This window comes from Arthrobacter sp. UYEF20 (assembly GCF_040546335.1).
In the GTDB taxonomy this organism is placed as follows: domain Bacteria; phylum Actinomycetota; class Actinomycetes; order Actinomycetales; family Micrococcaceae; genus Arthrobacter.
In genome coordinates this window covers 76,234-94,356 of record NZ_JBEPNP010000008.1, presented here as the reverse complement: position 1 = coordinate 94,356, position 18,123 = coordinate 76,234, and the positions used below count along the sequence as shown (strand labels likewise).

Sequence of the window (18,123 nt, the reverse complement as noted above, 5' to 3'; positions counted from 1 at the left end):
GCCCTGCACCCGCCACCGCACTCCGGCAGGTAGCCTAGGATGTGCACTGAAGTCGTACAAGGAAGCCAGGTGAATCTCCGGATGGAACTGCCCGGGCTCCTCTATGGCTTCTACGAACGCAGGCTCCAGCGGTCCCTTGACCCGGGGCGGATCCCCAAACACATCGGCGTGATGGTGGACGGCAACCGGCGGTGGGCCCGCCAGTTCAACGCCCCGACAAGCCAGGGGCACCAGGCCGGGGCCGACAAGATCCACGAGTTCCTCGGCTGGTGCCAGGAGCTCGGCGTCAAGGTGGTCACGCTCTACATGCTCTCCACCGACAACATGAGCCGCTCGGGCGAGGAACTCGACCTGCTGATGGGCATCATCGCCAACACTCTGGACCGGCTCGACGACGACGCCGACATTTCGGTCCACGCCATGGGCGCCCCGGAGCTGCTGCCGGACTATCTCGCCGAGCGGCTCAACAACCTCACCGCCCGCACTCCCGTGCGCGAGAAGATCCACGTCAATGTCGCCGTCGGCTACGGCGGACGGCGCGAGATCGTCGACGCCGTCCGTGAGCTGCTGCACGACGCCGTAGCCCGGGGCGCGGACATCGGGAAACTCGCCGACGAGCTCACCGTGGACGATATCTCGCGGTTCCTGTACACCCGTGGCCAGCCTGATCCGGACCTCGTGATCCGCACCTCGGGGGAGCAGCGGCTTTCCGGGTTCCTCATGTGGCAAAGCGCGTACAGCGAGTTCTATTTCTGCGAAGCCCTCTGGCCCGCGTTCCGGAAGGTGGACTTCCTCCGTGCCCTGCGCGACTACGCCGGCAGGCAGCGCCGTTACGGCACCTGAGGCGTTTACCCCGAGTTCATCTGACGGCAACAGGAATCGCCGAAGAATAGGCGCGGGAATGCCGCGTTCGGGACGTACGTTAATCCCATCAGCAGGCAAACCGCCGGCTGATCGGGGAGGCCAACACGTGGAGCGGATATTCGCACCGGATGTAGGGGAGGCCCGTCCGGCCTCCGGGCCGAGCCGCCTCACCAATAACAAATCCGGGCACGCCCGGGGCTGGAGTCGATGTGGCTAATTCTGAGCAACTGCCCGACGTCATTTCCGACCAGGGAGAGAAAGCTACCTCTCGCGCCAAGCGAGCCACCACAAAGACCGGTGCAGCAGATTCTGACGCTGCGGCCGGTCTTGCTGTTTCCGGGGAAGAAACAGCAAGCGGAGCCCGGGCCCGGAGCTACGTGATCGACACCTCCGTGCTGCTTTCGGACCCGCGGGCTATCCTGCGCTTCGCCGAGCACGAAGTTATTTTGCCGATCGTCGTCATCACCGAGCTCGAAGGCAAGCGGCACGATCCCGAACTCGGCTACTTCGCCCGCAAGGCGCTCCGGCTCCTCGATGAGCTGCGGGTGGAGCACGGCGGACTGGACCGGCCCATCCCGCTCGGCCACGACAGCGGAACCCTCATGGTGGAGCTGAACCACATCTCCGCCGAGGTGCTTCCTGCCGGGTTCCGCGGCGGGGACAACGACAGCCGGATCCTCGCCGTCGCCAAGAACCTCGCCAACGAGGGCCGGGACGTAACGGTGGTGTCCAAGGACCTGCCGATGCGCGTCAAGGCCTCTGCCATGGGGCTGCTGGCCGACGAATACCGCAACGAGCTCGTCAAGGACTCGGGCTGGACCGGGGTTGCCGAGATCGACGCCAGCGAGGAGGAAATCTCCACGCTGTACGGCCACGAGCCGGTCTTCATCCCGGAAGCGGCCGAGATGCCGGCGAACACCGGCCTGGTGCTGCATTCCAACCGGGGATCGGCCCTGGGCCGGGTGGGAGCCGACAAGCAGGTCCGGCTGGTCAAGGGTGACCGCGACGTCTTCGGACTGCACGGTCGTTCCGCCGAACAGCGGCTCGCGATCGACCTGCTGATGGACGCTACCGTGGGCATCGTCTCCCTCGGCGGGCGTGCGGGCACCGGCAAGTCCGCGCTCGCCCTGTGCGCCGGCCTGGAAGCCGTCCTGGAACGCCGGGAACACCGCAAGGTGATCGTCTTCCGGCCGCTCTACGCGGTGGGAGGCCAGGAGCTGGGCTACCTGCCCGGCTCCGAGGCGGAGAAGATGAACCCGTGGGCGCAGGCGGTCTTCGATACCCTCGGCGCACTGGTCAGCCAGGAAGTCATGGAGGAGGTCATGGACCGCGGCATGCTTGAGGTCATGCCGCTGACCCACATCCGGGGGCGTTCGCTGAATGACGCCTTTGTGATCGTGGACGAGGCGCAGTCCCTGGAGAAGAACGTGCTCCTCACGGTGATGAGCCGGATCGGCCAGAACTCGAAGATCGTCCTGACCCACGACGTCGCCCAGCGTGACAACCTGCGGGTGGGGCGGCACGACGGCGTGGCCGCCGTCGTCGAGACGCTCAAGGGACACCCGCTCTTCGGCCACATCACCCTGACCCGCTCGGAGCGCTCGCCGATCGCGGCCCTGGTCACCGAACTCCTCGAAGGGGCTGAGATCTAGGCGTCCATCGCCGGGACACGGCCCTTTCGCCGTCGCTTAGACACGGCGCATGGGACCCGCTGCGGTCGCTGGGCGACCTCCGGGATCCGATGCGCCGCGATGCGCTCCTTCGCGAAAGACCGTGTCCCCGCGGGTGAGCGGCTCACCTTCGCGGGGCTGCGGTGCCCCGCTAAGGAGCGCATCGCCGACCAGAGCGTGGCGAAGGTCGCCCCGCGACCGTAGCCGCGCGGCGGGAGGTGTCTAAGCGACGGCGGGACGCCGCAGCACCGCTTCGGGTTATTGCTGGATCCCCAGGTATTTCGCTGTTGCTTCGTGGCCCTCTACCTGCAGCTGCCAGTCGGGGCGTTTGAAGGTGGCTGGGGTGAGGCGGACTTTCTGGACGTCTTGCGCCTTGCCGCCCCAGGTGGCGCGGGTGACGCCGTTGAGTTCGTAGCCGAGGGAACGGGAGACGCCGAGGGACTGCTGGTTCCAGGCTGCGGCCTCGGATTCCGCGACCTCTGCGCCGAGGTGGTCGAAGGCGTACTGGGCGACGGCGGCGCGCATCTCCTTGCCGAGTCCCTGGCCTTGGGCGCTTTGGCGGAGCCAGGAGCCGGTGGTGACCGTCTTCAGGGTGGCGAAGTCCTTGGCCGCGACGTCCTGGCAGCCGACGAATTCGCCGTCGTGCCAGATCCCCAGCAGGAGGGTCCATGCCTGCGGCGTCATGTTTCCGCGGCAGCGCCAGTACCACTGCGCCATGTTGGGGCCGAGCTCCTCGGCGGGGGTTTCGGTCCAGGGGTTGCTGAAGGGGCTGCGGCCCGCTTCGTGGATGCCGCCCAGCGCCGCCTGTACCGCGGCCGGGATATCCTCGTCGCGGATGGGCCGGAGCTCCAGGCGGGGTGTGGTCAGGGTGAGGCCGAAGGGCGGCCAGTAGGGGGCGAGTTCAGTCATCCCGGAAGCCTAACGCGCGGGGCTGCGGCTGCCAGTCACACGCCCGGCGACACGTCCCAGCTGATGTGGCGGCGGACGTCGGTGAGATTCATGGATTCGGCGAGGAACAGATCATCCAGCATGTACTCATCTACGGCCAGGATCCGCATCCAGTGGCCATAGCCGTCCGAGTCATCCTCAAGCCAGCGGCTCGCGACGCAAACGCCGGTGCCGGCGTCGAGCCTTACCAGGGTGCGTCCCGGCCGGCAGAGCGGCGCGTCCGGGTCCGCCGGGCGGTAACCGGCATTGGGCGTGACTGTGGTTTCAAGTGCGGGACGGCCCTCATGGTCCACGTCGGTGATGGCGCCCAGTTCCACGGCGTTGGAGTTGGGGAATTCAAGGGGGACCGGGGCGTTGCCAGCCAGCTCAACAGGGTCCAGTGCGGCGCCGAACCGGCCGTTGCCGAAGCAAGGCTCGCCGTAGGCCGCTTCGGGGCGGCGCCGGACCAGGCCGCCGTCGTCGTAGACCGGGGTGACGAGTTGCGGCGGCAGCAGCCATGATTTCCGCGTGGAACTGACGTAGAACACGTCGCGGGAATCATTGATGCCCGTGGTGCTGTGGAGGACAAGACCGTCGGCGGTTTCGAGCCGCAGGGCTCCGGGACGCCGCAGCCACGCGCGGACCAGGTCGGGAGCGCCGCCAGCGGCCTCGCCGGACGGCTCGGCGTCGGACGTCTCCGCGTCGGAACCGGGCAGCGGCCGGTCCAGGTACTCGAACCGCAGCGACTGCCACTTCCAGGGCGAGGAACGGCACAGGTTTCGGAAGGCGGCCTGCTCCGCCGGCCCTCCGGGCGTGCGGGGCCCGGGCCGGATCCTGCTGTCCCATGCGGCCATATCCACAGTTTACGCGCGGGCCCGGCCACGGCTGCCGCAAAATCCCGTAGCATCCGAGGGTGATCCAACTGCTCGGGAACCTCGCCCAAGCGGCCCCGCTGGCCTTCTGGCTGGTGGCGGCCGCCTGCGCCTACTTTGCGCTGATGGCCGTGCGGCTCGCCGTGATCGACATCCGGCACCACCTGCTGCCGAACCGGATCGTATTTCCGTCCTATGCTGTGGCCGGTGTCCTCCTGCTCGGCGCGGCGGCCAGCACGGCTTTCCTGGGCGTGCCGGCAACGGATGTCGCCTCGGACCTCACGTCGGACCTCACGCCGGACGGCGCGGCCGGGCTGTTCGGCGTGCCGGGGCTGCGCGTTGTCGCCGGGGGAGCGGTGTTGTGGCTGTTCTATTTCCTGTTGCGGGCCCTCTACCCGCCGGGCATGGGTTTTGGCGACGTCAAGCTTGCCGGCGTCCTGGGGATGTATCTGGGCTTCCTCGGTTGGCCTCATGTCTTCGCCGGCACCATTGCCGCGTTCCTTTTGGGGGGATTGTGGAGCCTGGGCCTGTTGGCGTTGCGGCGCGGCACCCTGAAATCGAGCATCCCGTTCGGGCCGTTCATGCTGGCCGGCACGGCCGCAGCCATGGTGCTGCTGCCCGCCGCCTGAGGCCTCGGCCAACTCCCTCCCCGATGACTTCCTTGTGCAGCCCGGGAGCCACAGCGCAGACTGGGCTCAACACTGCGGGTGGCCGCAATCGGACACCATTCGACGGGGGGGCCATGGCAGGATCACGGGGGCGCACCACGGCGCAACGCGGCAAGCTGCGCCAGGTGCTGATCCTTTTGTGGCTGGTGGCCGCCCTTGGCGGCTGCGGAGGGTTGCCGGGGGCTCCGGCTCCCGGCCCGCCGGGACCCATGCGCGCGGGAGGCTCCAAATCAGCGGTTCCGGGTGCTACGTCCGGTGCCTCCGCTCCGGACTCGACGCCGGGCTCCAGGTCTCCGGCGGTCTCAGCGTCATCCGCTCCCGCTCCGCAGGCCCCCTATTGCGAGGGCGGCCCGTTGGGTTGCAGAACCTACCGCTCAGTCGGTGGGCGGGACGGTTCGGGTGAGCTTGGCTGGCTGAGGACGCAGCCGCTGGAAGTTTCGAGTGTGTTCGTCAACGGAACGTGGACGATTGGAGTCAAGACCCCATGCAACCATCTGGGCGTGGAGGTGGACGTGCGGGCCGGTCAGTTGATCCCGGGCCGGATCATCTCGACAGCCATGGCGTGCCTCGGTCCCGAAGGCGGCTACGAGGCCTGGACCACGCAGCTTTTTGGGCTGCCCGTCGCCTGGGAGGTGGACGGACGCTCACTCGTTCTGCATAACAGCCATGGGACAGTGGAATTCGAGGATGCCGGCCCAAACACCCAGCTGTAGTTTCCGTGCCGCGCGGCCTCGCGGCAGCGCTTCCGGCGGTTAGGCTGGCGGCATGGCGACCCCCGACTTCATCCGCAGGCTCCGCGAAAAGATCGGCCACGAGATGCTCTGGCTTCCGGCCGTCCGGGGAGTGGTGTTCGACGACGACGGGCGGGTCCTGCTCGGCCAGCGGGCCGACAACGGGCAGTGGGGACTCATCACCGGAATCCTGGAACCGGGAGAGGAGCCTTCCCCGGGTCTGCTGCGCGAGATCCTGGAGGAGACCGGCGTGGTGGCGGACGCTGAACGGCTCGTGTCGGTCGATGCGGCGGGTCCCGTCAGCTATCCGAACGGCGACGTCTGCCATTTCCTGACCCTGGTGTTCCGGTGCCGCTATGTTTCGGGCGAGGCGCGGGTCAGCGACGACGAATCCCTGGCCGTCGGCTGGTTCCGGCCCGAGGAGTTCCTGGAGCTGACGCCCGGTCACCTCGAGTCGGTCCGGCGGGCGATGGAACCCGATGGTGCCGCCCGTTCCTGCCATGATGCGTTTCCGCCGAATAAACAGGCCGTGGACCGACACAGGGACGCCGCACCCACCTACGGTGCGGCGTCCCTGTGTGGGGTGGCGCTGGGTCTGTCGGCTCAGCGCCGGAGCTTAGCCGCGCGGGCGCGGGAGCCCGGCGTCGTCCGCGGAAGCCGAAGCCGAAGCCTCAGCGTCCTCGGCAGCCGCGCGGTCCTGGTGGGCGTGGCGTTCGGCTTCCAGCCGCTCGGCCTCTTCGCCCCCCACTGCCTCGCCGCGGGCCACCATTCCGGCGGTGTCCGACAGCGGGATCTGCTTGAGGGTCAGTGCCAGGACCAATGCGATCGCGAGGAAGGGCAGCAGGTACCAGAACACGGGCGCCAGCGAATCCGCGTAGGCATTGACGATGGCATCCTTGAGCTGGGCCGGGAGCTGGCTGAGGGCCTGCGGGTCCAGCGTCCGGCTGGACTGGGAGGCCTGCTCGGCGGAGGCGCCGGCGCCCGTGAACGCCTTGGCCAGGGACTCGGACAGCCGGGCGGTGAAGATGGATCCGAAGACCGCGACGCCGAGGGAGGCGCCGACTTCGCGGAAGTAGTTGTTGGTGCTGGTGGCCGTGCCGATCTGCTCGGCCGGCACGGAATTCTGCACCACCAGGACGATCACCTGCATGATCGAACCGAGACCGGCGCCGAACACCAGCAGCTGAATACAGATGACCCAGAGGGGGGTCGCCGCGGTAAGCGTGGTCAGCCAAAGCATCGCCGCGATGGTGAGGGCAGCCCCGAGGATCGGGAACAGCCGGTACTTGCCGGTCTTGGAAATGCGGATACCGGAAAAGATGGCCATGCCCATCAGTCCCGCCATCATGGGCAGCATCAGCAGACCGGACTCCGCGGCGGATGTGCCGGAGGACATCTGCAGGAAGGTCGGGACAAAGGCGATCGCGGCGAACATGCCGAGGCCCAGTGTGAAGCCGATCGCCGTGGAGTTCACGAAGATCCGGTTCTTGAACAGGCTCAGCGGGATGATCGGATCCTCGGCCCTGCGCTCCACCAGCACGAAGGCGACGGCGGCCAGCACCATGCCGGCGCCGAAGGCCCAGGTCAGCGGCGAATCCCAGCCTTCGTCCTTCTTGCCGCCGAAGTCGGTGAAGAAGATCAGGCAGGTGGTGGCTGCGGAGAGCAGCAGCACGCCGAGGACGTCGATGCGTTTCTCGGCCTTCTTGTTTGGCAGCGTGAGGGTGAACCAGGCGATGGCGAACGCCGCGACGCCGATGGGGATGTTGATGTAGAAGGCCCATTCCCAGGTCAGGTGGTCCACGAAGTAGCCGCCCAGCAGGGGGCCGGCAACTGCAGAGAGACCGAAGATCGCGCCCAGCGGGCCCATGTATTTGCCGCGGTCCTTGGCCGGAACGATGTCGGCAATGATGGCCTGCGAGAGGATCATGAGCCCGCCGCCGCCCAGGCCCTGGATGGCGCGGAAGATCACGAAGCCCCAGAAATCGGTGGCGAAGGCGCAGCCGAGCGAAGCCAGGGTGAACAGCGCGATGGCGACGAGAAACAGGTTGCGGCGGCCCAGGATGTCACCGAACTTGCCGTAGATGGGCATCACGATGGTGGTGGCCAGCAGGTAGGCGGTGGTGATCCAGGCCTGGTGCTCGACTCCGCCGAGTTTCCCGACGATGGTGGGCATGGCAGTGGAGACGATCGTCTGGTCCAGGCTGGAGAGCAGCATGCCGGCGATGAGGGCGGAGAAAATGATCCAGATGCGTTTCTGGGTCAGTAGCAGCGGTTCGGCTGCCGGTTTGGGGCTGACGGCGGTGCTCATTGCGGTCCTTCGGGGGAAGTTGAGGGGGAGAGATCAAAGGGCAGGGAAAAGAGGGTGCGTGCGGCTCCGACGTTCTCGAGCAGCATCTCCTTGTACGGGCGCGTGTTGCCTTCGGAGAAGTAAGCTGCGCTGGTCTTGCGGGCGATGGTGCCCAGGAGGACCACCGCCATGCGCACCACGGGGTGGTCAGGCGGGACGCCCTCCCGGGCCGAGAGCATCCGGGAGAATTCGGCCTCGCGTGCTTCGGAAGCGCCGATGATCCGCAGCATCAACTGGGGTTCCTTCTGGATGACGCCGATCAGCTGGCGGGTCTCTTCCTCCGAGGAGCTCATCCGTTCGGACATGCGGAGCGTCAGTGCCACCAGATCCCGGAACAGGGTGGAGGAAATCTCCCCGCTCGGGGAACCCGCGCCGCCCCGGATGAAGTCCTCGAAAATTTCGGCCGGGAGTTCGTCATCGACGTGCCCTATGATGGCGTCTTCCTTGGAAGGGAAGTAGTTGAAGAAGGTGCGGCGGGAGATGCCGGACCGTTCGCAGACTTCCTCCACGGTGTAGCCGTTGAGGCCGCCCTGGGCCGTCAGGGACCGCGCGACGGCGGTGATGGCCGCACGCGTCGCGGCGCGCTTGCGCTCGCGGAGGCCGCCCTCGATATTTGCACTGTGGGTCACAAAGTGTATTTTTGCACTGAAGCGACAAAAGTGCAAAGCGGGGAAAGTGATCCTGCGGGCCCTATAGTGTCGGTGCCCGGCCGTAGTCTGTTCGTGTCCAGCCATCCGCTGGCAAAGTTGGCCCAGTTGGAACAGTTGGCCCGGGCGTCCGGGCCGGAAATGGGGAAGCATGACAGACTCTGCTTTGACACACGTTTACGTCCTCCTGGACCGATCGGGGTCCATGAGTGCCATCGCCGACGACACGGTGGGCGGATTCGCGGCCTTCGTCCGTGAGCAGCAGTCCGTGGCCGGCCGCTGCCGGCTCTCCCTTGCACAGTTCGACGACAGCTACGAGCGGGTCTACGCCGCAGTGGACATCCAGGATGTGCCTCCCCTGGACCTGCAGCCGCGCGGCAGCACTGCCCTGCACGATGCCATGGTCCGGCTGATCGGGGAGGCCGGCGCGGAGTTGGCCGCCCTGCCGGAGGACCAGCGCCCCGGCACGGTTCTCGTGGCCGTCCTGACTGATGGCCAGGAGAACTCGTCGCGGGAGGCCACCGGCGCCATGGTCAAGTCGCTGGTCGAACGTCAGCAGGGCCAGTGGGGGTGGCAGTTCACCTACCTGGGCGCAAACCAGGACGCCGTGCTGACGGCCCGCGGTCTCGGAATCCGGGCAGAGGACGCTTTGACGTATGCCGCGGGGAACGTGGATGCGGCCTTCTCGGTCCAGTCGGCCAAGACCCGCCGGCTGCGGGAGGCCCGGATCGGCGGCGCCAGCATGGCGGATGCTGCCGCGGCAGCGGCGTACACGGCGGAGGAGCGGCAGGCAGCCGGGGGAGATCCGCCCGGGATCTAAGGAGGCGCGCCCTGGCCGGGTCCGACGGCCGGGTCCGGCGGCCACGAACGGCGTCGGCCGGCAACCTTCAAGGAAAGCTGCCGGCCGACGTCGGACGTTCTTACGGAGTGCGGGCGTCCCCCGCGGTCACTAGGCCTTGTGCGGGGGACGCGTCATGGACATGACGTCCAGGGCGGTGTCCAGCTGCTCCTCGGTCAGTTCGCCGCGCTCCAGGAAGCCCATGGCCACCACGGTTTCGCGGATGGTCAGGCCCTCGGCCACGGCCTTCTTGGCGATCTTGGCGGCGTTTTCGTAGCCGATGAACTTGTTCAGCGGGGTGACGATGGACGGGGAGGCCTCGGCCAGGAAGCGGGCGCGTTCCACGTTCGCGGTGATGCCGTCGATCATCTTGTCGGCCATGACGCGGCTGGTGTTGGCCAGCAGGCGCACGGACTCGAGCAGGTTGGCGGCCATCACGGGGATGCCGACGTTCAGTTCGAACGCGCCGTTGGTGCCGGACCAGGCGATGGCGGTGTCGTTGCCGATGACCTGGGCGCACACCATGATGGAGGCTTCGCAGATAACCGGGTTGACCTTGCCGGGCATGATCGAGGATCCCGGCTGCAGGTCCGGGATCGCGATTTCGCCGAGGCCGGTGTTGGGGCCGGAACCCATCCAGCGCAGGTCGTTGTTGATCTTCATGAAGGAGATCGCGATGTTGCGCAGCTGGCTCGAGGCCTCGATCAGGCCGTCACGGTTGGCCTGGGCCTCGAAGTGGTCGCGGGCCTCGGTCAGGGGCAGGCCCGTGTCTGCGGCGAGGAGTTCGATCACGCGCTCCGGGAAGCCGGCCGGGGTGTTGATGCCGGTGCCGACGGCCGTGCCGCCGAGGGGAACTTCGGCCACCCGGGGGAGGGAGGCGTTGATGCGTTCGATGCCGTAGCGAACCTGCGCTGCGTAGCCGCCGAACTCCTGGCCCAGGGTGACCGGGGTGGCGTCCATCAGGTGCGTGCGGCCGGACTTCACGACGTCCTTGAACTCGACGGCCTTGCGTTCCAGCGACTTCGCCAGGTAGTCGAGCGCCGGGATCAGGTGGTTGATCAGGGCGGAGGTCGCGGCCACGTGCACCGAGGTGGGGAACACGTCGTTGGAGGACTGGGAGGCGTTGACGTGGTCGTTCGGGTGGACCACCTTGCCGCTGCCTGCGGCCTTGAGGGCCCGGGTGGCAAGCTCGGCGAGGACCTCGTTGGTGTTCATGTTGGAGGAGGTGCCGGAGCCCGTCTGGAAGACATCGATGGGGAAGTCGCCGTCGTATTTGCCGGCGGCAACCTCGTCCGCAGCGTCGGCAATCGCCTGGGCCAGCTCGCCGTCGAGCACTCCCAGTTCTGCGTTGGCCTGGGCGGCAGCCTTCTTGACCCGGGCGAGGGCCTCGATGTGGGCGCGCTCCAGGGTCTTGCCGGAGATGGGGAAGTTTTCGACTGCACGCTGCGTCTGGGCGCGGTACAGCGCGTTGACGGGGACGCGGACTTCGCCCATCGTGTCGTGTTCAATGCGGAACTCTTCAGTGTTCAATTCTTCAGTGGAAGTCATGGGGCTAGCTTATTGGGAGGGGGCGCCCCATCGAAAACCGTGAACCGGCATTCCGAAGGCGGCCGGCAGGCGACTAGAGCCGGCCGATGCTGGAGACGAGGTCGGCCCGGCCGTCAGCCAGGCTGTAGGCGACCCCGACCACGGCGGCGCGGCCGCCGTCGATTGCGCCCGAAATCACACGCGAACTGTCCACCACCCGCTGCGAGCTCTGCTTGACGTTCTCGATCACCATGTCGTGAATGTCGTTTTGATTGTTACGCAGTGAGGTCAGCACGGACGGGGTGATCCGCTCGACCAGGCTGCGGATGAAGCCGACGGGCATCTGGCCTGTTTCAACGGCCGCCTTCGTGGCGGTGACGGCACCGCAGTTGTCGTGGCCCAGGACCACGATCAGCGGCACGTCCAGTTCGCTGATGCTGTATTCCAGCGAGCCCAGCACGGCGTCGTCGATCACGTGGCCGGCCGTGCGGACAACGAACGCGTCCCCGAGGCCGAGGTCGAAGATGATTTCGGCGGCGAGCCGGGAATCGGAGCACCCGAAAATCACGGCGAAGGGGTGCTGGTTCTCCACGAGGGAGGATCGGCGTGAGGCATCCTGGTTGGGGTGGGAGGCTGTGCCGGCGACAAAACGCTGGTTGCCTTCACGGAGGCGCTGCCAGGCAAGGGCGGGAGTCAGGTAAGTGGCCACGGCATTACCTTACGGTGCTGGAGCGGCGGAGGGTGAAACTGTTGCTTCGGGATTGTTGTCCAGTGACGTCACGACGGCGGCGGCCAGCACCGTGAACTCGTCGAGTTGCGCCGGGCCGCTCAGGATGACGGTGGTGCCGCGGTGGACGAGCACCATGGACTTTTCGCCCTTGCCGGTGTCCCGGAGTTCCCAGTCGCGTCCGCCCGCGTTCCTGGTCCCGGTCACCGGCGCGTTCTTCACCTGCTGCAGCAACCACGTGGGATTGGACTGCCGGGTCTGCACCAGGCCGATGAAGGACTGCTTGGGCGTGAGGTAGCCGACCTCCCAGGTGGCGACACCGGTGCCCGTGCCGGACTGCCACCGGGCGTAGTTCGGATGGAATGCGTCGCCCGTGGAGGGGGCCGCGGGTGTGAATCCCGCCACACCTGCGGCATTCTTCGCAATGGTGCTGACATCGATGTCCGGCCGGTAGCCGTCACTCTTCGGCGACGGGTTCAGGAGGACGATGGGCAGGAACACGGCGATGCTCAGCGCCAGCGCAATGAACATGCCGATCACCGAGGCGTTCGCGCGTTTCGCCGCCCCGGGGGCGATGACGGGCTTGGCGGGCGGCTGGCCGGCCTCGCCCGGGGCTCCCTGCGCGGCTCCGCCGGAGGGGGTCACTGGGCCTGCGGGGGACGTATCCTGCATTTCACTCACCCCTCTATAGTCGCCCATCCCGGAGCCGATCTCACATTCGGGAGTACCGGGCCGGGGCAGAGTGAGGTGTTTCGCGGCGTGGTCATGCCGGGACGTATCATTCCCGGCGCGGCTATGATCAGTAACAGACGAATCACCGCGACGGATCAAAACTGGCCGTCCGGGTTCAATGATCGCCACTCGAAGAAGAGGTTCACGTGACACCACCGCCAATGACCCAGAAGTACTCCACGCTTTCCCCGTCTCTCGCCGTCGGGATCGACGAGCCTGACCGCAACCTTGCACTGGAACTGGTCCGCGTCACCGAGGCCGCGGCCATCGCCGGCGGCCACTGGGTGGGTTTCGGCGACAAGAACAAGGCCGACGGCGCCGCCGTCGACGCCATGCGTTCCTTCCTTCAGACGGTCCACTTCAACGGCGTGGTGGTCATCGGTGAAGGCGAGAAGGACGAAGCCCCGATGCTGTTCAACGGCGAGATCGTCGGTGACGGCACCGGCCCCGAGTGCGACGTCGCCGTCGACCCCATCGACGGAACCCGCCTCGCTGCCCTCGGCATCAACAACGCCCTCGCCGTCCTGGCCGTCGCGGAACGCGGTTCCATGTTCGACCCCTCCGCGGTCTTCTATATGGAGAAGCTCGTGACCGGCCCGGAAGCGGCCGACATGGTGGACCTGCGCCTGCCGGTCAAGCAGAACCTGCACCTCATCGCCAAGGCCAAGGGCGTCAAGGTCAACCAGCTCAACGTGATGATCCTGGACCGGGACCGCCACCGTGGGCTCGTGGAGGAAATCCGCGAAGCCGGTGCCCGCACGAAGTTCATCATGGACGGCGACGTGGCCGGTGCCATCGCTGCCGCCCGCGCCGGTACCGGCGTCGATGCCCTGATGGGTATCGGCGGCACGCCGGAAGGCATCGTCTCGGCCTGCGCCATCAAGTCCCTCGGCGGTGTGATCCAGGGCCGCCTGTGGCCCACGAGCGATGAAGAGAAGCAGAAGGCCATCGACGCCGGCCACGACCTGGACCGCGTGCTGTCCACCAACGACCTCGTCTCCAGCGACAACTGCTACTTCGCGGCCACCGGCATCACCGACGGTGACCTCCTCAGGGGCGTGCGCTACTCCAAGGACAAGGTCCTCACGCAGTCCATCGTGATGCGCTCGAAGTCCGGCACCATCCGGTTCGTGGACGGCGAGCACCAGGCCAGCAAGTGGGAAGGCTACGCTCGCAAGAACTAGGCCGCCGCGGACCTGCGTCCGCAGCACCCCAGCATCACCGGATCCCGGGACGCATTCCGCGCCCGGGATCCGCTGCGTCTGGCTCCGGTTCCTCGCGGGGTGAGCTACGGTGCATGGCGGGGTGGGACATGTCCAGTGGTCGCGTCCGGGAATGCGCATATGGGCAATCTGCCCACTCGCCCGCCCTGGCATGGGACATGTCCAGTGGCTGGAGGGCGGTCCAGCCGTTACGTCAGCGCCCCGGCGTGGGACATGTCCAGTGGCCGCGCCCGGGAATGCGCATATGGGCAATCTGCCCACTCGCCCGCCCTGGCGCGGGACATGTCCCGTGGCTGGAGGGTGCTCCAGGCGGAACGTCAGCGCCGGGTGGCTTTGAGCTTGCTCTTCAACGTTCTGAGCTTGGCGGGGAGCGTCTTCGCCGCCTGGGCGCCCCGGCGGGCCAGTTGGTACGCGCCGTAGCGCAGCTTCCGCACGGGCAGATCCCAGGTGCCGGGATAGGCCACCTCGCGTCCGCCGAAGGACTTCTTGAACGCCGTGAAGCCGGCCCACTTGTGGTCCGGCTGGTCTTCGGGGGCCACGCCCCAGAGGTCGACGTGCTTCAGGCCCTGGTCCTTGGCATCGGCGATCAGGGTCACCAGCAGCGGAATGCCCGCGCTGAGCTTTCGGTGCGTGTCATCCAGCGCGGCGTGCGCGTAGGTGCGGGTGTCCGCCGAATCGTAGGCCAGTGCGGCGGCGATCGGCATGCCTTCCAGGTCGGCAATGAAGAGCGTCGCGGCCCCGGCCGGCATCAGGGAGCGGGCCACCTGGGTCAGGTACTCATCGCTCTGGGGCTTGAAACCGTTGCGTACCGCGGTCATATGCAGGAACTCCAGCAGCACCGGGATATCGGCCGGATCCTGGCTGGAGCGGAACGTCACGCCCTTCTTGTGGATGTTCCGGTACAGGTTGCGGTTCACCGGCTTCATGTCCGCCAGCACGTCCTTGAAGTCGCGCTCCAGGTCCACAATCCAGCTGAGCTCCGGCTGCTGGTTGGCCGGCGCCGGCTGCAGGCCGCGGCCGCGCAGCACGGCGGCGGCGCCGGGCGCTGGCAGGCCGGCACCCACCGGCTCGATCCGGACAAACACTGCCCCGCAGCTGCGCGCCAGATCCGTCAGGGCCGCCAGCGCGGCGTCGAACGCCTCCAGCGTAGCGGCCACCGGGCCATAGGGAGCGTACAGCAGCTTCCCGGCCGGGTTCTTCTCCTCGACCGCGAGGAAGCTCCAGCCCGGCCCGGACTTTTCATGGACGGTCCGGCCCAGCGCGCGTTGGAACTCGGCCCACGGGGGGCTCTGCAGGAAATAGTCCACGGTGTCAGGCTTTCAGTGCGGTGGTGACGGCAAAGGCCAGGGCTGCCTCGGTGGCGCCGGAGACGGCGTGCACGTTGACCGGCGCCTCGGCGGCGGGCAGGAACGCGCTCGCGCCGCGGCCCAGGCGCAGCTCGCCCTTGGGGGAGTCAAGGAGGACGGCGCCCGCGACGACGATGATCACGGCGGCTCCGGACTGCGCCAGCGGCACCGGCTCGCCGCCGGGCTCCAGCTCCACCCGCTGCAGCTGGAATTCCCGGAACGGCGGCCGGAAGAGCTCCTGGCCCAGCATCGTGGTCTCGGTGCCGAGCATCGGCACGCCGACGGCCTCGAACGCGACAGTTTTGAGAAGTTCGGGCACGTCCACGAACTTGGGCGTCAGCCCGCCGCGGAGCACATTATCCGAGGACGCCATGACCTCGATCCCGAGGCCGCGGAGGTACGAGTGCACATTGCCGGCGGGCAGGTACACGGCCTCACCCGGCGCCAGCGAAATCCGGTTCAGCAGCAGCGAGATCAGCACGCCCGGGTCGCCCGGATATTCGTTGTTGAGCTCGACGACGGTCGAGAGCTCCGCCTGGTAGGAGGCCGTAGGGGCGCCCGAGACCAGGGCGGCGACGACGGCGGCCGTCGCACCGGCGACGTCCTCGCCGCCGGCGATCAGCCGTTCGAAGGCGGCACGCAGGGCAGCCTGTTCGTCGGGTTGGGCCAGGTCGTCCAGCAGCTGCGGAACCAGCGGCGGAAGCTCGAGCCCCGCCAGGTCAAAGCACGCCGCCAGGTGCAGGAAGACGCCGCGGGATTCCACCGCCGGACGGAAGCCGCACAGTGCCTCGAAATCCGTCAGCGCCACGATCATTTCCGGCTTGTGGTTGTCGTCCTTGTAGTTGCGCCCGGCGGCGGAGTGATCGACGCCGGCGGCCTCCTCCCGGGCAAAGCCTTCCCGGGCCTGGTCAAGCGTGGGATGCACCTGCAGGGAGAGCGGCCTGTCCGCGGCGAGGACCTTGAGCAGGAACGGCAGCCGGGGGCCGAACTCGGCGATGCTTTCGCCGCCCAGGTGATGCTCCGGGTCCTCCGCGATCAGCTCGTCCAGGGGCCGGCGTCCGTCGTCGTCAGCCCCCGCGGCGTGCGCTCCGCCGGAGCCGGAGCCGGACGCGGCGTACGACAGCGCCACGGACGGGGAGTCCGGGTGCGCGCCGACCCACAGCTCGGCCTCGGCCCCGCCGGACGCCGGCCTGCCGAGCAGTTTCGCAATCGCCGTGGTGGAACCCCAGGCGTAGGGCCGGAGGACGTTCTCGAGTTCGTACACTGCCTGGTCCCTATCTGGTCACTGACGTTCGGTCGCTAAAAGTTGGGTGGACCGCCGGATCAGGCCACGTCCGCGTCCCGGGTATCCGGAGCGCTGCCGGAGCCTAGAGCGGCGCGCACTGGCCGTTGGTTGCGACCAGATCGCGGATCGACTGTTCGTCGCCCTGACGCTTGAAATCGTTGAGCATCTCCTCCGTGATCGGCTCGCCGTCGGGCGTCGTGGTCACGGGGGTGAAGTCCGACGGCGGCGGCGCGGGCTGCGTGCCGGGTACCGCACCGGCGGCGGAGAGCGGTCCGGGCGCCGCGGCCTGCGGGAGCAGGCTGTCATCGGCCGTGGCCGAGGCCTTCGCGGCGAGGAGCCGGTCCACCCGCTCGTGGATCTGATCGAAGTCCGGGACAGTGGAGAAGGAGGCGTCGAAGTCCGGCGGCCCGATGGTCAGGCGGCTCACTTCCTGGCCCTTGGCCTTCATCGCCAGGTCCACGAAGCTGCCGAGCTGGCCGGCGGAAATGTTGGAGTCCACCACCTTGGTGCCCGCCTTGGCGATGTCTTCGAACTTGGACAGCAGCGTGGCCGGGTCGAGCTGCTTGAGCATCGCCTGCTGGACGCACTGCTGCCGCTGGATCCGGGCGTAATCGTCCACGAATTCCCGCGAACGGCCGTACCAGAGGGCGTGGTAACCATCCAGCGTCTGGTCTCCTGCCGGGATCCAGCCCAGCGGCATGCCGTGGATGCCGTTGGCCTCATCGACCATGGCGCCGCTCATCGGGACCCAGCCGCCGGCCTTGATCCGGATGCCGCCCATGGCATCGATGAGCTTGGAGAAGCCTTCCATGTCCACCAGCACGTAGGCCTGGACCTTGATGCCGAGCGTTCCGGACACCGCCTCCAGGGTGGCCTGCGCACCCGGGTCTTCCACCCCGGGGTAGAGGTCCTGGTGTTCGTTGGTGACTTCGGTGTTGATGGCGTTGATGAGGCATTCGTCGCCGCAGTCGTAGCCGTCGGGGTAGATCTTGCGCATGGGGGAGTCTGCGCTGAACTGCGCGTTCTGGAGGTTGCGGGGCACCGAGATGATGGCGGTTTTGCCGGTCTTGGCGTCAACGCTGATGACGGAGAGGCTGTCCGGGCGGCGGCCCGTGCGGTCCGCTCCGGCGTCGCCGCCCATCATCAGGAAGTTGTACCGGCCCTCGGACGGCTCGATCGTGGGGCCGTTGGAGGAGAAGATGCTCCCGATTGCGTCCCGTCCCACGTTGAGCAGGTAGGCCGCGTAGCCCAGTGAACCGCTGCCAAGGACCATCGCCAGCACGAGGGCCAGCACGACGGCGGGGCGCACCCCGGGCGCCAGCAGCACCGGGCGGATCAGGCGCAGGGTGTTGTACAACAGGGCGGCCCAGCCGATGGCGAGGGCCGCGAGGCCGATGACCAGCAGGAGCGAGGCGATGGGGTTCGCCAGGAGGTTGATCAGCGTGGAACGCGCCGTCAGGAGAAGCACAACCGCCGCAAGGGCCAGTGCCCAGACCGTGAAGGTGACACGCAGCGCGATCCTTCCGAGCCGCTTGTTGCCCGCTACGATCTGGGCGCTGCCGGGAACCAGCAGCGTCATCAGGACCAGGAGGAACGCACGCTTGGTCAGGACCTGTGCCGCTGCGCCCGAGGGGTAGCGGACGGGGTCCGTCAGGGACGGCTGCGGCTGGTTCTGCCGCTGTTTGTTCCGCGGAGCAGGGGCGTAACTATTGGTCATCG

Annotated in this window: 16 protein-coding genes and 1 pseudogene; 7 read left to right on the top strand and 10 right to left on the bottom strand. The window is 67.7% G+C overall.

The window, feature by feature from the left end:
• Nucleotides 1–81 precede the first annotated feature (81 nt).
• Nucleotides 82–843, top strand: a complete 762-nt coding sequence (locus tag ABIB26_RS11050) for an isoprenyl transferase (RefSeq protein WP_354242880.1) — start codon at nucleotides 82–84, stop codon at nucleotides 841–843.
• A gap of 230 nt (nucleotides 844–1,073) precedes the next feature.
• On the top strand, nucleotides 1,074–2,516 hold the full coding sequence (gene phoH2, locus ABIB26_RS11045) for an RNA 5'-3' helicase PhoH2 (RefSeq protein ID WP_354242602.1): 1,443 nt from the start codon (nucleotides 1,074–1,076) through the stop codon (nucleotides 2,514–2,516).
• Between the two features lie 276 nt (nucleotides 2,517–2,792).
• On the opposite strand, the gene ABIB26_RS11040 is transcribed toward phoH2, so the two are convergent.
• Both ABIB26_RS11040 and ABIB26_RS11035 read right to left on the bottom strand, forming a co-directional pair.
• Nucleotides 2,793–3,443: a GNAT family N-acetyltransferase gene (locus ABIB26_RS11040; RefSeq protein WP_354242600.1), complete on the bottom strand. Its 651-nt coding sequence runs from the start codon at nucleotides 3,441–3,443 to the stop codon at nucleotides 2,793–2,795.
• A gap of 35 nt (nucleotides 3,444–3,478) precedes the next feature.
• Nucleotides 3,479–4,315, bottom strand: a complete 837-nt coding sequence (locus ABIB26_RS11035; RefSeq protein WP_354242597.1) for a hypothetical protein — start codon at nucleotides 4,313–4,315, stop codon at nucleotides 3,479–3,481.
• A gap of 59 nt (nucleotides 4,316–4,374) precedes the next feature.
• Between ABIB26_RS11035 and ABIB26_RS11030 the strand changes: the two genes are divergently transcribed.
• The 3 genes and pseudogenes from ABIB26_RS11030 to ABIB26_RS11020 all read left to right on the top strand — a co-directional run.
• Nucleotides 4,375–4,962 carry a prepilin peptidase gene (locus ABIB26_RS11030; protein ID WP_354242594.1) on the top strand — a complete coding sequence of 196 codons (588 nt, stop codon included), beginning with the start codon at nucleotides 4,375–4,377 and terminating at the stop codon, nucleotides 4,960–4,962.
• A gap of 482 nt (nucleotides 4,963–5,444) precedes the next feature.
• A complete protein-coding gene (locus tag ABIB26_RS11025) occupies nucleotides 5,445–5,714 on the top strand; it encodes an META domain-containing protein (protein ID WP_354242591.1) in 270 nt (89 codons plus the stop codon).
• Between the two features lie 52 nt (nucleotides 5,715–5,766).
• Nucleotides 5,767–6,219, top strand: a pseudogene (locus ABIB26_RS11020) (NUDIX hydrolase); the annotation flags it as partial.
• A gap of 129 nt (nucleotides 6,220–6,348) precedes the next feature.
• Here ABIB26_RS11020 and ABIB26_RS11015 read toward each other — a convergent pair.
• Nucleotides 6,349–8,040 carry an MDR family MFS transporter gene (locus ABIB26_RS11015; protein WP_354242588.1) on the bottom strand — a complete coding sequence of 564 codons (1,692 nt, stop codon included), beginning with the start codon at nucleotides 8,038–8,040 and terminating at the stop codon, nucleotides 6,349–6,351.
• The gene (locus ABIB26_RS11010; RefSeq protein ID WP_354242585.1) at nucleotides 8,037–8,708 is read right to left on the bottom strand and encodes a TetR/AcrR family transcriptional regulator; all 672 of its coding nucleotides are present in this window, start codon (nucleotides 8,706–8,708) and stop codon (nucleotides 8,037–8,039) included. The genes ABIB26_RS11015 and ABIB26_RS11010 overlap by 4 nt, the downstream gene beginning before the upstream one ends.
• 184 nt (nucleotides 8,709–8,892) lie before the next feature.
• Here ABIB26_RS11010 and ABIB26_RS11005 point away from each other — a divergent pair, with 184 nt between their 5' ends.
• Nucleotides 8,893–9,546 (top strand): vWA domain-containing protein, encoded by a 654-nt coding sequence (locus ABIB26_RS11005; protein WP_354242582.1) that lies wholly within the window; start codon nucleotides 8,893–8,895, stop codon nucleotides 9,544–9,546.
• Nucleotides 9,547–9,675: 129 nt separating this feature from the next.
• Here ABIB26_RS11005 and ABIB26_RS11000 read toward each other — a convergent pair whose 3' ends face one another.
• The 3 genes from ABIB26_RS11000 to ABIB26_RS10990 all read right to left on the bottom strand — a co-directional run bounded on the left by ABIB26_RS11000 (nucleotide 9,676) and on the right by ABIB26_RS10990 (nucleotide 12,490).
• Nucleotides 9,676–11,112 (bottom strand): class II fumarate hydratase, encoded by a 1,437-nt coding sequence (locus ABIB26_RS11000; RefSeq protein ID WP_354242579.1) that lies wholly within the window; start codon nucleotides 11,110–11,112, stop codon nucleotides 9,676–9,678.
• 73 nt (nucleotides 11,113–11,185) lie between these two features.
• Nucleotides 11,186–11,800 (bottom strand): carbonic anhydrase, encoded by a 615-nt coding sequence (locus ABIB26_RS10995; protein WP_354242576.1) that lies wholly within the window; start codon nucleotides 11,798–11,800, stop codon nucleotides 11,186–11,188.
• Nucleotides 11,801–11,809: 9 nt separating this feature from the next.
• On the bottom strand, nucleotides 11,810–12,490 hold the full coding sequence (locus tag ABIB26_RS10990) for a DUF4245 domain-containing protein (RefSeq protein ID WP_354242877.1): 681 nt from the start codon (nucleotides 12,488–12,490) through the stop codon (nucleotides 11,810–11,812).
• Between the two features lie 221 nt (nucleotides 12,491–12,711).
• Between ABIB26_RS10990 and glpX the strand changes: the two genes are divergently transcribed.
• On the top strand, nucleotides 12,712–13,734 hold the full coding sequence (gene glpX, locus ABIB26_RS10985) for a class II fructose-bisphosphatase (RefSeq protein ID WP_354242874.1): 1,023 nt from the start codon (nucleotides 12,712–12,714) through the stop codon (nucleotides 13,732–13,734).
• A gap of 356 nt (nucleotides 13,735–14,090) precedes the next feature.
• Here the strand turns inward: glpX and ABIB26_RS10980 are convergent, their stop codons facing one another.
• The 3 genes from ABIB26_RS10980 to ABIB26_RS10970 form a co-directional block, all read right to left on the bottom strand.
• On the bottom strand, nucleotides 14,091–15,080 hold the full coding sequence (locus ABIB26_RS10980; RefSeq protein ID WP_354242573.1) for a lipid II:glycine glycyltransferase FemX: 990 nt from the start codon (nucleotides 15,078–15,080) through the stop codon (nucleotides 14,091–14,093).
• 4 nt (nucleotides 15,081–15,084) lie between these two features.
• Nucleotides 15,085–16,383, bottom strand: a complete 1,299-nt coding sequence (gene manA / locus ABIB26_RS10975; protein WP_354242570.1) for a mannose-6-phosphate isomerase, class I — start codon at nucleotides 16,381–16,383, stop codon at nucleotides 15,085–15,087.
• Between the two features lie 103 nt (nucleotides 16,384–16,486).
• On the bottom strand, nucleotides 16,487–18,121 hold the full coding sequence (locus ABIB26_RS10970) for an LCP family protein (RefSeq protein ID WP_354242567.1): 1,635 nt from the start codon (nucleotides 18,119–18,121) through the stop codon (nucleotides 16,487–16,489).
• Between the last annotated feature and the right edge of the window lie 2 nt (nucleotides 18,122–18,123).

Excerpts from the sequence above, each read along its gene's own strand:
- ABIB26_RS11050 (WP_354242880.1), top strand. The coding sequence starts at position 82 with ATGGAACTGCCCGGGCTCCTCTATGGCTTCTACGAACGCAGGCTCCAG.
- ABIB26_RS11040 (WP_354242600.1), bottom strand. The coding sequence starts at position 3,443 with ATGACTGAACTCGCCCCCTACTGGCCGCCCTTCGGCCTCACCCTGACC.
- ABIB26_RS11035 (WP_354242597.1), bottom strand. The coding sequence starts at position 4,315 with ATGGCCGCATGGGACAGCAGGATCCGGCCCGGGCCCCGCACGCCCGGA.
- ABIB26_RS11015 (WP_354242588.1), bottom strand. The coding sequence starts at position 8,040 with ATGAGCACCGCCGTCAGCCCCAAACCGGCAGCCGAACCGCTGCTACTG.
- ABIB26_RS11000 (WP_354242579.1), bottom strand. The coding sequence starts at position 11,112 with ATGACTTCCACTGAAGAATTGAACACTGAAGAGTTCCGCATTGAACAC.
- ABIB26_RS10990 (WP_354242877.1), bottom strand. The coding sequence starts at position 12,490 with ATGCAGGATACGTCCCCCGCAGGCCCAGTGACCCCCTCCGGCGGAGCC.
- glpX (WP_354242874.1), top strand. The coding sequence starts at position 12,712 with ATGACCCAGAAGTACTCCACGCTTTCCCCGTCTCTCGCCGTCGGGATC.
- ABIB26_RS10970 (WP_354242567.1), bottom strand. The coding sequence starts at position 18,121 with ATGACCAATAGTTACGCCCCTGCTCCGCGGAACAAACAGCGGCAGAAC.